12 protein-coding genes and 1 tRNA gene are annotated in these 12867 nt (G+C 35.1%); 4 read left to right on the top strand and 9 right to left on the bottom strand.

The window, feature by feature from the left end:
• Positions 1–50: 50 nt before the first annotated feature.
• Entirely contained in the window at positions 51–1046 is a 996-nt protein-coding gene (locus tag V1L66_RS07060) for a DUF4179 domain-containing protein (RefSeq protein ID WP_333005157.1), read from the bottom strand.
• Positions 1047–1577, bottom strand: a complete 531-nt coding sequence (locus V1L66_RS07055) for a sigma-70 family RNA polymerase sigma factor (protein ID WP_048395075.1) — start codon at positions 1575–1577, stop codon at positions 1047–1049.
• Positions 1578–1964: 387 nt separating this feature from the next.
• On the opposite strand from V1L66_RS07055, the gene V1L66_RS07050 reads away from it, so the two are divergent.
• Positions 1965–2162, top strand: coding sequence for a YjcZ family sporulation protein (locus V1L66_RS07050; RefSeq protein ID WP_048395072.1), 198 nt, complete (start codon positions 1965–1967; stop codon positions 2160–2162).
• 660 nt (positions 2163–2822) lie between these two features.
• Here the strand turns inward: V1L66_RS07050 and V1L66_RS07045 are convergent.
• From V1L66_RS07045 to V1L66_RS07035, 3 genes are all read right to left on the bottom strand, one after another.
• Positions 2823–3461, bottom strand: coding sequence for an NAD(P)H-binding protein (locus V1L66_RS07045; RefSeq protein ID WP_257960595.1), 639 nt, complete (start codon positions 3459–3461; stop codon positions 2823–2825).
• Between the two features lie 774 nt (positions 3462–4235).
• Positions 4236–6188, bottom strand: a complete 1953-nt coding sequence (locus V1L66_RS07040; protein WP_333005155.1) for an LTA synthase family protein — start codon at positions 6186–6188, stop codon at positions 4236–4238.
• A 373-nt stretch (positions 6189–6561) separates the two neighbouring features.
• Positions 6562–7080, bottom strand: a complete 519-nt coding sequence (locus V1L66_RS07035) for a DinB family protein (protein WP_333005154.1) — start codon at positions 7078–7080, stop codon at positions 6562–6564.
• Positions 7081–7693: 613 nt separating this feature from the next.
• On the opposite strand from V1L66_RS07035, the gene V1L66_RS07030 reads away from it, so the two are divergent.
• Positions 7694–7864 carry a hypothetical protein gene (locus V1L66_RS07030; RefSeq protein ID WP_333005153.1) on the top strand — a complete coding sequence of 57 codons (171 nt, stop codon included), beginning with the start codon at positions 7694–7696 and terminating at the stop codon, positions 7862–7864.
• Positions 7865–8497: 633 nt separating this feature from the next.
• Here V1L66_RS07030 and V1L66_RS07025 read toward each other — a convergent pair.
• Positions 8498–8571, bottom strand: a tRNA-Arg gene (locus V1L66_RS07025).
• A 221-nt stretch (positions 8572–8792) separates the two neighbouring features.
• Here V1L66_RS07025 and V1L66_RS07020 point away from each other — a divergent pair.
• On the top strand, positions 8793–9539 hold the full coding sequence (locus V1L66_RS07020) for an SDR family NAD(P)-dependent oxidoreductase (RefSeq protein WP_258859400.1): 747 nt from the start codon (positions 8793–8795) through the stop codon (positions 9537–9539).
• Positions 9540–9632: 93 nt separating this feature from the next.
• Positions 9633–10283, top strand: a complete 651-nt coding sequence (locus V1L66_RS07015) for a hypothetical protein (RefSeq protein WP_048393689.1) — start codon at positions 9633–9635, stop codon at positions 10281–10283.
• Here V1L66_RS07015 and V1L66_RS07010 read toward each other — a convergent pair.
• From V1L66_RS07010 to V1L66_RS07000, 3 genes are all read right to left on the bottom strand, one after another.
• A complete protein-coding gene (locus tag V1L66_RS07010; protein ID WP_326140722.1) occupies positions 10280–10978 on the bottom strand; it encodes a DUF2071 domain-containing protein in 699 nt (232 codons plus the stop codon). The two genes, V1L66_RS07015 and V1L66_RS07010, sit on opposite strands and share 4 nt — an antisense overlap.
• A gap of 59 nt (positions 10979–11037) precedes the next feature.
• Positions 11038–11199, bottom strand: coding sequence for a DUF2639 domain-containing protein (locus tag V1L66_RS07005; RefSeq protein ID WP_103118615.1), 162 nt, complete (start codon positions 11197–11199; stop codon positions 11038–11040).
• A gap of 108 nt (positions 11200–11307) precedes the next feature.
• Positions 11308–12765, bottom strand: a complete 1458-nt coding sequence (locus V1L66_RS07000) for a YdiU family protein (RefSeq protein WP_103118616.1) — start codon at positions 12763–12765, stop codon at positions 11308–11310.
• Positions 12766–12867: the final 102 nt, after the last annotated feature.

The raw sequence follows: 12867 nt of genomic DNA, 5'->3' as shown, positions 1-12867 counted from the left end.
TCTACATCAATCTTTGAAAGTAAGAATTAGTTGGAGGAACAAAGACCATATCATTTTAAAGAAATAGTAAAACTTGGGAGCGGAACAAGCTCTTTCCGCTCTAATGTTTTTTCATCAACAATTCTTATAGTTGGCGTAATGATTAGCGTTCGAATAGTAGAATCAGGTATAAAAACCTCAACATAACCATTTACTCGCCCAGAACCGCTTTTAATAGTTGTTGTTCCTACATTTTCATATACATTTCCAAGATTATCTTTTATGTCTACCATTAAAAATTCTGTCTCCCAATCAAGATTTCCCTCAAAATAAAGAGTGGTTATATATTTTCCCTCTGTTATTTGATTATAAAATAACTGGTATTGATCATTACCAAATGGTATATTTACTTTTCTTGAATAGGCTCGGGTTGGTGTAAGTTCTAACTGAAAATCCCAAGCTCCTTCTACAAGAGTCGTATTTTCCATACCTATAAAATCTTGAGGACGCCATTGAACATTTACCTTTTCATCCATTACTTTGTCTGAAATTCTCGCTGTAAACATACCAATCCAAGTAGCCTCATTCTTTTTAACGATTTGATGACTAAGTACGTCTAACTTGTTTCCGTTGACTTCTAAATCGCCCTTCCAAAATAGAGGGGGTTCATCTATCGATTGTTCGTGTTTCATTTCATAACTAACCGATACAATCGTTCCATCGAAAAAAGCCTCAGCTAATTCAATGGAGGTTCCGTTACTTTCGTCTATTTGATTGATGATTGATGCATTATCACTAAATACTTGTAATTGGGGATTATCATTGTTATTTAATAGTTGCTGTACAATTGGTACTCGATTAGCCACTACAGGTAGCCAAATGCTACTACTAGTAAAAATAAATGTGAGCATGGCGACAATACTAACCCACTTCCATTTTTTAAATACATACTTCTTGGTTGAAGATGACCGTAAAACACTTTTTTCAATATTAATCTTTTCCCAATCAGATAATTCAATTGGTTCAATCTCTTCAATATCTATTTCGATGAAGTCCTTTTCGTTCATTTAGATACCTCCCAGCTCTTCTGTTAACTTTAACTTACCTCGATATAAACGATTTTCTACAGCTGATTTAGATAGACCAAATATCTCAGCGATTTCTCCGTTGGAATATCCTAAGTAGTATTTCAAGAGAAAAATTTCCTGATCGTTTTTACTTAAATTTAAAATACTGATAAATAGTTGCTCTTTTTGTACTTTTTGTTCGACGATTCTTTCTGGTAGATCCTTGCTATTTGAAATTGATGAAAGTAACTCGACTGTTTTAGGCTTATTTTGAAGGCTTCTATATGTATCAATCGCTTTATATTTTGCAATAACGCCAATCCATTTTTTAAAATCAATCTCATCGCCAGTAAATTGAATACTCTTTTGCCAAATGGTTAGAAATACATCGTTGATACATTCTTCAATAGCTGTTTGATTGGGCTGTAACACTTTCACTACAATGGCTTTAACATAACCTCCATATTTGTTAATCACTTCTCTTAAAGCTTGTTCATCCTTTTTTTGTAGCTGATTAATTAATGAATACACGAAGTTAGAAAACCTCCTTTCCTTTCTTCTCTACAAGTAATAACGAGCAAATGAAAGAAAACTCTCACATTATTTAAATAAAAAAACAAATGATTCCTTCCGCAACACATTGTAGCTAAAAATAGAAACGGAAAAACATAGACTTACTGTTTCAAACCCGCTCCATCATCATGCATCAAAAAATGATTTTTTATCTTATGGACTGGATTGACAACTAATCATCAGGCTGTAACAAGCGCCTTTGAGTTTCATCCTATCAAGTGTTTAGTGATACTCATCCTTCACCCAAGATTCTCTTTAAAATTACCTAAATACGATTCATTAGACGAATACCCTTTTCTCTTTCAACGGCATTCATACAATAAACTGAAGAAAGGAGAGATCTTGATGGGATACTTTGGAAACATGGGTAATTTCAATTGTTGTTATGGAGGCTATGGTAATGACTATAGCGGCGGTTATAGTATGGGTTGTTGTGGCATGGACTATGGCGGCAAAAACAATAGTTCAACATTCGTTTTAATCGTTGTGCTATTCATTCTTCTGATTATTGTCGGAGCAACATTCGTGCAAAAAGAATATTAATATTTATTGATAAACATGAAAAAGGGATGATCTTCATTAATAGCAGCTCACATTAATGTCGATACATCCACAGCAAAGAGGGTCACTTCCAGCCTATGTGACCCTTTTTTAAACCTGCTTGTCTTTCACCTTATTTAATTTTAAATTCTCCATTTCTCACATTTGCGGTAATACACATCGCTAAAGAAATATAATAAGCCAACATTTTTACTCCCATTTACGCCCCATATCCGCTTTTACATCATAAAGTTTTTTAAAAATGAAACCACCTAAAGCAATGAATCGTATACTTACTTAAGAAAAGCCAGCACTTTTTTTGTAAAAGGGGTCGAGTAATGTGAGGGAATGGTTGCAAGGAAGGAAAAACAAAAAGAGAAGAGATAAGAGACGTAAAGATCAATATTCATTAATTGACTTATTTCTTGACGTACTAATTTGGATACCAGAATTACTTTTCCTCCCATTTAGAATCATTTATTGGTTGTTGAGAGGCGTTGGAAGGTTTATTGGAGAAGGTTTTAATTAAAAAACTGCTCAAAAGGATATCATTTGATTTTTTGTACCAATACGATTGAGGCAAAGGAAAATTTTGTTGGGCATTCAAAAGGGATAAAGTCATTTAGTTGAGGCGCTGACCCTATCCCTCTCCTTTAAATTAGATTAATTGGAGATAAACGGTGCTTTTTGTACATACTTTTGATTTTCTATTTGGTTAATGATGAATGTAGCTATATCCCGATTTGTTATTTTTGTACCTGGCATATCTCTAAGATTTTCCTTTATGAACCCTACTTCATTTCCCTCTACGATAAATGGAAGCCGAATTAGTGTCCATTTGATAACTTGATTATGGCTAAGGAGATGCCATTCTTTTTTCTTATCCATCATCATTTTTGAATAAATAATTTCAAATATCTTTGCACCCATTCTATTTATAATACTCTTTGTATCTCCAGCAATGGTTAGCGATCCACCCGTTACCCCAATATAACGATCCATATGTAAATCAGACATGACTCCCAATATATTTTCCGTTAATTTACTATAAATTTGTTTTTCTTTCATTGGTTGACCAAAAGTATTGATAACGATTTGACAATCTTTTAATAGCTTTTGAAGATCCTCGATATTTTGTACATTCCCTTCTATTACCTCAATCCTACTGTCTCTGAAAACTAACTTTTCTGGGTTTCTAACAAGCATCCGTACGTGATACCCTTTCTCTAATGCTTTAGAAGCAATGTATCGCCCCGCTTTACCTGTTCCCCCGATAATTGCTATTTTTTTATAAACGTCCATGATGCCCCCCTAATTATCATAATAATATGTATACGGACAAATCATAGTTTAGATTCAATAATTCTATTATTCACCTCTCTTTATCAAATGAGATAAAGAAATAGTAATTTTGTTTGTTCTAGCTAGAGCTTTTGTCTAAGCAAAAGAAAAAGAACCACTCTCTTAAAAGAAAATGGCACTTCAACGCCTCATCGTACTTACTTGATAATTACACTTTTTAGGTGTATTCAGCTTAACTAGATCAGTGGTTTATATTTACTAAGTCTTTATTATATGCAATCCACTTCTCCATTTCTCTCTCGACAGCTCGGTTTTGCCATTCAAACCAAATACCTGTACATTCACTGCAGTGACTATCTACACCCTTTTTTTCATGTGTATCTTGACATGTAAACACAGTCTTTTTACGACAACTATAACAGTAAATGACTATGTCTTTATAAAACTCCATCCCGATCAACTCCTCAAATTTACACCTATTTCTTTCCTTTTTTCATCTAAATTATTCTTTAAAAAGAAATAAGTAAGGATGATGAGTGCCACCATGTTTGTTCTTTCCTCTCCTTACTAATAAAAGCGATTCAAACCCTTACTATTAAAGGATTTGAATCGCTTTTTCCGTTAGTCCAAGTTTCTATTTGAACCTTAAGGGGAATATAAAACCTTGGTATTGCCATACTTATTCAAAAATGACCAATAAAAAAGCAATTCAAGGTAATGGTATGATATCCTATAGACTTTGATATCGTACACAATTCCTTGAACTGCCTTAAATTATTTAGACTCTACATTTTCATCAGGAGAGTAATTATATTGAGAAGGATCAACTGGCGTATAACCTGTTGGCGTATAGAATCTCAATAAGTCACCATTTACGACTCTATCAGATAACGCCAATTTATGATCTACTTCATTTTTAATCGTTTTTGCTTCCTCTAATTGACTCTCGTCTAATGGTAAGCCTGTTTTATTATCATAATATTTTTCATTAATTGAATAAATAGTAGGGCTGACAAAATCGCCATTTCTAAATGGAACAATTTCATCATGCTCTTCTGATAATAAGTCTGAACCAAATTGAACAAATTGCTGTGAATCAATTCCAAGTAAATGTAATAATGTTGGAAGAAGGTCTGTTTGCCCACCATACGTATGGTTAGTACCACCCTCCATACCCGGAACATGTATAAATAATGGAACGCGTTGTAAATTAGCACTTTCATATGGTGTAATATCTTTTCCTATTACTTGGCTCATTGCAGCGTTATGATTATCTGAAATACCATAATGGTCACCATAAAGAACAATCATTGAATGATCATATAAACCTGATTCTTTTAATTGCTGGAAGACCTGTTGAATTGCTTCGTCTGCATAACGAGCTGTTTGGAAATAATTATCAACGCTTGCATCTCCCGTATTGGCTTTATCAATTGTCACTAAATCTTGATTCATTTTATATGGATAGTGATTCCCTACCGTAATTAATTTTGTATAAAAAGGTTGTGGTAAGGAGCTTAAAAGATTTTGAGATTGTGCAAAGAATGGTTTATCTAATAAACCATATTCAGCCATGTCCTCTGAAGTACCTGTGTTATAGTAGCTAGCATCAAAGAATTTATCGAATCCAAATGATTTATAAATCACATTTCTATTCCAGAAGCTTCCGTTATTACCATGGAATACAGCGGATGTATAACCATAATCTTTTAAAATACTAGGAGCTGCCTGATACGTATTTTGTGCTTTTGTAATATAAGCAGATCCTTGTGGTAATCCAAATAAAGAGTTTTCAAGCATAAATTCTGCATCAGACGTTTTCCCTTGACCTGTTTGATGGAAGAAATTATCAAAATACAAGGTATTCTTATCTTTTGCTAATGAATTTAAAAATGGTGTTACTTCTTCACCGTTTAATTTATAGTCGATTAAAAAGTTTTGGAATGATTCTAAATGTAAATAGATAACGTTCATTCCCTTTGCTGCACCAAAATATTGGGCATTCGGTTTGGCATAATTTGATTTTGTATAGTTAATTACTTCAGTAATATCACTACTATCCGCCAAAGCTCTCTGAGACGATGCTTTCATCGTTTCAACTGAGTCATAAATCGTATAGTTATACATTCCTAGATATTTCACAATATAGTTTCTATCAAAACCTCGTGTTAATAGTTGAGGACGATTAGTTTCAGCTAATCCTAAATTAAGGACGGATACTGCTAATGCAATAGCAATGATTGCCATTCCTTTTTTATAGCCATAACGTTTCGTATCTTTTTGAATTTTTTTAGAGAATCGTAGATAAAACATAACAAGAACATCTACAAAGAACAAAATATCATAAGGCTTTAGTAAAGAAAGAACACTACCACCTAAATCACCGAAATTCTGTGTTTGAGAAAGTGTAGGTAATGTAATGAAATCACTAAAGAATCGGTAATAAACAATATTGGCATATAAAAGAATAGACATCAAAGTATAAATTACAACGAGTGATGTGTATTTTCTTTTTCCTTTAAATAAAAATGAAAATCCTAGAAATAGCATTGCTGAGCCTAGTGGATTTATTAGTAAAAGGAATTGTTGCATGACTCCTTCTACACCTAAGTCAAATTGTGATAGTTGAGAGATGTATGTTTTACTCCATAACATTAATACTGCTACTATATAAATTCCTAAAAAGTTTTGTAATAGGTTATCTTTTTTATTTACTAGATTTTTCATTTCTGCACCTACCTTTTACTGATTAAATTAAAATCTAGATATATATGAACTTAACTGATAAGTACTGTATTGCACTTTAAAAAATGTTACGTTACAATAGTTTTTTTCGCGACCAATGTATAGTACTCCCCATTTAAACTTCTGTCAAGTTGTTAGCTATTCTTCATATAAATATTTCTAATTAACCTAAATATTGTCCAAAAAATACCCAGTAAACATTAGCTTTTAACTAATATTTACTGGGTATTTTACGCCATAATAGAGATGGTTGGTTCTTTAAATATCTATATGAAATTTACCTCGCAATTTCTCTTATTTGGGCATCAAAAAATCTTCCATTTCAAATGAATTGGAAGATTTTCTGGAACACTATTTAGACGTTTCTATATTTATTTGAGCACCTACTTGAATTTTTCAATGATGAAGAAAGACCTCGTCTGATTAGATTCGCTGAAACAGGCGCTCTCCCCATCTCCCTTGCCCAAATTGATAATTGTCCTATATGGTGAATTTCATGTGCAATGGTATGACGAATGATCTCACCCCATGTATGCGTCTCAATGCTACCATCGGCTAATGAATTATGAAGTATACGCTCTTCCATACTGTCGTCCCATTGATTTACAAAGCTTTCGACTTCTAAATGAAATGCTGCTTCCAATTTACGAACCTTTTCCAAGCTATTATATTCATCAAAGCTCTCCTGAAAATCAGTTTTCCCTTGTAATAGACGAATCCAACTCCATTCAACATCAATGATATGGAAAAGTGTGTGTAATATACTGCCCATTCCTCCAGTTCGTTTTTGCAAAAGTTCTTCTTCAGTCAACTCTTCACACCAACGAAACCAGTCTTCCCTAACTAGCCAATTATATTTAAAAAATGTTTGCAAAAAAGCACCTCCATAGTTGTTGAAAAAATATTATAACTCACTATTTCTTCATATAAAGTGTGGATCCCTTCTTTGCTCTTTTCAGCTATCCAAATAAGCACTACAAGTAACATAAGTATAACAACATTCCTAAGCTAAATGTTTAGTAATTACCACTTCTGGTTACTCTTATGAATTTTTCTATAAACGTAATCTGCATTATCTAGGTTTTTCCAGCTACTAATAAAATTTAGTATTAGCATAAAAATTCCAAATAAAATAAATGCCAACATATATTTACCTATGAAAAATAAAACAAACGTTGCAACCAAAAGTAATATCATTAAAATTATTACGAGGATTTGTAATTTCCCCTTCTTCTTCTCATCCACCTGTTCAACCTCCAATCAAAGCGCCGATACTTTTCTAAAATGTTTTCTTTGGTTTATTTTAACATAAAAATTTATTTTTTCTAAATAATCAATTATTTTATGTAAAATCCAAACATCAGAAATTTCCTACCAAATTTTCCTTACATAGTCTTGGGATGATCTGAAATATTTAAATAGGGAGTAGAAATAAACAAGGGATATTTTATTGGATAAGATAAATAATATCTTTAGGAGGTGTCGACATGAAACGAGACAAAAAAAATACAGAGTTTGCAACAGACGAGCCAACAAAACAATCATTTGCTAGTGGAGCAGACCCAAAAAAACCTAATGGGCGTACGGAAGCCCCTCGCCCACAACGTGAAGAAGACCTTATTATGGATGAGAAAAAAGGGAAGTCAACTTCATTATAATGTAAGACAAGTTAGTATTTTTGACCACTCTATTAGAGATGGTCTTTTTTTACAATTATTCTTCCTATTCAAATACATACCATAACCTTCGTAATATAGAAATTCTTTTTTTGATTAACCTTATTTCTTCGTCATAAATTCGTTTAATAGTTTAATCAGGTGGTAAAAGAAAAGCACATCAGCTTATTGTTACGCTACCGCAATAACATCCATCTTTGCTTCATTAGCTCACACTTTATCTAGTACCAACTTTTGGAAACATATTTCAATACCTCAAACAACTGATTATTCTACTACATACACATGCCTGTTTCTTAATCTATAAAGGGATATCATATTCATCCTGTTTCTAAACGATTAGGACATTCGGATATTCAAACAACACTTGATCACTATTCTCACTTATTAAAATAAGTGAAAGAACGAGATGGAGAAATAGCGATTAATGTTTATTCTTCTTAATTTTTTTGCTCACCATGTTTACAATTTTGTTTACCAAATTTATTTTTTATATGTTATTCTATGCGGTTATTAAAATTATCTATATAAACAAAAAACGCTTAAAACCCAATATTGATAAGGTTTCAAGCGCTTTTTAATTTTGTTAAAAATTAACCTTTGATTTGTTATTGACGTCCCAGGAGGGATTCGAACCCCCGACCGACGGCTTAGAAGGCCGTTGCTCTATCCAGCTGAGCTACTGAGACATGATGTCGTTTCTTATGTATTCCATAGGAAGGACAATATTTATTATATGTACTTTATAGCATAATGTCAACATTAATTTTACTATGCAGGCAAGGTTTGCCTCATATTTTTTATCATATGTTGCTACAGCATCCATTATACCATTTCCTCACCCACTTAGCAGGACGGATAGCAAAATATTTGCTACACTATTGGCGATAAAAAAGTAGGAGGTATGAGGATGTTTAAAGATTTAGTCGTTATTGTCACTGGTGGTGCACAAGGGATTGGAAAGGGCATTACACTCGCATATGCACAACAAGGCGCAAAAGTGGTGATTGCTGATTTGAATGCAGGCTTAGGTCAACAGTTAGAACAGGATATGCTTGCTCAAGGCTACTCTGCATTATTTGTTCCAACGGATGTGACAAAGGAACAGGATATCATTCATTTGATGCAGCGAGCTGTTGAGCAATATGGGACCATTCATATATTAATTAATAATGCTGGGAAGTTTCAGCATCAATCTCCCTATGAGGTGACGTTTGATGAGTGGCAGGATTTGTTGCAGACGAATTTAACGGGTACCTTTTTCTGTGCCAGAGAGGCTGCAAAAGTGATGCGGCATAATGCAAAGGGTGGTTCTATTGTTTCGCTGGCCTCTACGCGTGCTGAAATGTCGGAGCCTCATACAGAAGCTTATGCGGCTACAAAGGGTGGTATCATAGCGTTAACACATGCTTTAGCGCGATCTTTAGGGCCAGATCAAATTACGGTGAATTGTATTTCACCTGGGTGGATTGAAACAGGTGATTACGAGGCACTACGGCCAATCGATCATGCGCAGCATTTGTCAGGAAGGGTTGGTCTGCCTGAAGATATTGCACAGGCTTGTCTCTATTTAACAAACCCGATGAATAACTTTGTAACAGGTATTAATCTTACAGTTGATGGTGGCATGACGAAGAAAATGATGTATGAAGCGTAATTTTGTCGTCTGTTCTTTTCTTTCTTGTTCTTCATACTCTAAGATTCCTTGGAGTATGCTACTGTAGGAGATAGAACAAGAAGGAGTGAAGCCTTGTACCCCTATTCAAATGGTTTTTCATTAAGCCAGCTGTATCATGCCCCCTATACGCAGTATACGGCTCCGATTCGTCACTTTTTACAGTCAAATGATTACCGACGCTGTATTAGTAAAGGCGAAGCAGACTTTATGGCTATGAACCGCTTACTTTGGATGGAGCATGTGAATTGGACACGGATGACTATTATAAGCATTGTGTTTAATTTGCCTGATTTACCCTTTGTGCAGCAGCGTTTGCTACGCAATGCAACCGATTTAGGGAATTGTTTACGCCCCTTTTATGGTGACTCCGTGGCGGATCGTTATGCAGCTTTAATTAAAGAGCATCTGGTAATTGCGGCTCAATTAGTGACAGCTGCTGCGAAAGGTGACGCTACCACAGCGGAAGCTAAAGAGAGGGAATGGTATCGTAATGCAGATGATATTGCTTTCTTTTTGCATACAATCAATCCATACCTAACTAGAGAGGCCGTACAAAAAATGTTTTATACGCATTTAGCTTTAACGAAAAATGAAGCTGTCACGATGATACAAAAAGATTATCAGGCTGATGTAGAGGTATTTGATGAAATTGAAGCAGAGGCACTTGCGATGTCAGATATGATAGCCAGCGCCATCGTTATGCAATTTTGTTACCTCTTTTAATGCAAAAATCTTGATGGATTTATGATCATTTTATGCTCAACTGCTGGAGGAAAAACTCTCGCTGTTTTGTTTTTAGCATAATGAGCACGAGGCTGCATGCCCTGAAGTTTCCCCTTCATAAAAGAGGCTAATGTATTGCTTTCAATCGTTACGTTGGCTCTTTTTAATTCCCATGGGGAGTGGTGAATATCAATGCGAAAAAGTGTATCCTTCCATTTCGCCCATGAATGGTAGCGCTCTACAATCCATCGGTCAAAATTAGTATTGGTCTTGTCTCCTATTGTATAAATAACCCTCAATCTTTCGTCACATGCTTTGTAATGGCTTGTGTATGAATAGTGATTCCCTCTTTGTTTTACTAGGATGTTGGAATGGCGATATGGCAAGCTACCTATTGCCGTAATTTTTGATAAGAAATTATTCGTCACATCTAAATGAAAAAAATAGATGCCTTTCATGCCGTTATACTCCACATATGTTCGGACATTCAATTGTAAATAGGTATTCATCCCCGGAAGAGGTGGTAGAAAGCGTAGCCGATGTCGATAAACTTTAAAAAGGACAGCACTAAGCCAGGCATTTTGTTCAAAGAGATCAAGCTTCAGTTCTTTAGGTACATGTTTTTCGAGTTCTTGAGGGTCTATCGGCCAATGTAAAAATAGAACATCTTGCCATGTTTGAGTCATCATCCACATCGTAAAACTCCTTTCTAATCACTAGTTTTTCCTAGAAAGGAGTTATTCAAACAAACGGTCTATTGATTTTGCTCAGCAGACTTTATTTCGACATAACGATAATATAAATTTCGTAATTCAGATTCCTTATATAAGCCTAAATGACTTTTAAATTGAGGATGAACCATTATTCCATGAGCACGCAATACTTTGACAAACCAACCCTTTGAATATTTATGCACCGACCCTATTCTCCTTTATCTTTATTCATACATAGAATATGCGTTTGAATACGGTAGAGTGCCTTTATACAAATAAAAAACGAGAGAATAAATAACTCTCGTTTTTACTTATGTGCCACAAAACGTACGATATGGTTGATTCGTCGGTTCAGGTAATGAAGCGTATTCTTGTTGCTCTTTATTATGGGCATAAGGCTGAGCTAGGACTTTTAGTAGGTTGTTCATCACACTATAATCGCCTCGTTCTACAGCCGCTTCCAAAGCTTCTTCTACCCTGTGGTTACGCGGAATAACAGCTGGATTATGTTGACGCATTAATTGCTGTGACATGTCTTTTGTTTGCGGCTGTCTCGCTAATCGAGCTTGCCATTTGTGATGCCAGTCCTTAAAAGCTGATGCGTTAAATAGCGAATCCTCCAATTGCTCAAACGTTAAGGCGATAAATGTATTCGTATAATCAGCTTGGTATTGCTGCATAAGCTGAAGAAGCTCTTCAACAAGCTTGATGTCCTCTTGCTCCTCATTAAAAATGCCTAGCTTTGCACGCATTCCTTCCAACCAATTTTCTACATATAATTTTGGATACTGTTGTAGCGTTTCTTGTGCCAGTTGAATGGCCTTTTCTTGATCATCATCAATTAAAGGTAGTAAGGACTCTGCTAAGCGCGTTAAATTCCAGCCACCGATATTGGGCTGATTTCCATAAGCATAGCGTCCTTGGTGATCAATCGAGCTAAACACAGTCGCAGGATCATAGATGTCCATGAATGCACAAGGACCATAATCAATGGTTTCACCGCTAATGGTCATATTATCGGTGTTCATGACGCCATGGATAAAGCCCACTAACTGCCACTTTGCTATAAGGGAGGCTTGTTTCTTTATGACTTCATTTAACAAATAAAGATAACGATTTTGATTGCCAATATTAGCTGAGTAATGTCGTTCTATTGCATAATCAGCTAAAAGCTGTAGCTCCTCATCTGTCCCCCATTGCGCAGCATATTGAAATGTCCCTACCCGCAAATGACTACTTGCAACTCTTGTGACAATAGCGCCTGGTAGTTCTGTTTCTCGAATAATCATTTCACCTGTAGTGACTACTGCTAGACTACGTGAAGTTGGGATCCCTAGTGCAAACATCGCTTCACTAATAATATACTCCCTTAGCATTGGACCTAATGCGGCTCGCCCGTCTCCACCGCGAGAATAAGGTGTTCTACCTGATCCTTTTAAAGCAATATCATACCGTTCCTTTTGAGGTGTGATTTGCTCCCCATATAATAGAGCCCTACCATCACCTAGCATATTAAAATGACCAAATTGATGCCCTGCGTAAGCCTGTGCAATCGGTTCGCCACCTTCTGGAATTGTATTACCAGCTAAAACGGCTAATGCTTCCTCACTCTTTAAAGCCTGAATGTCTAACCCAAGTGAGGCTGCAACTGATTCATTTAATAAGATCAATTTTGGTGAACGAACAGGATTTAACGATATGTCGGAATAAAAAATACTTGGTAGTTGAACGTAACTATTATCAAAATGCCAACCAATTGTTTTTTTCATGTTTTCTCCTTTATTGCCTTTACGATTTATTTTTGCTATTTCAGCATTAATCATTCATAGGCAATTTTACCATTATCAGCAGCCCAAATAAAAATCCGCATA

The sequence above is a fragment of the Lysinibacillus sp. IITD104 genome (assembly GCF_036698265.2).
GTDB classification, from domain to species: Bacteria; Bacillota; Bacilli; order Bacillales_A; family Planococcaceae; genus Lysinibacillus; species Lysinibacillus boronitolerans.
This window is presented reverse-complemented; position numbering and strand designations above follow the sequence as displayed.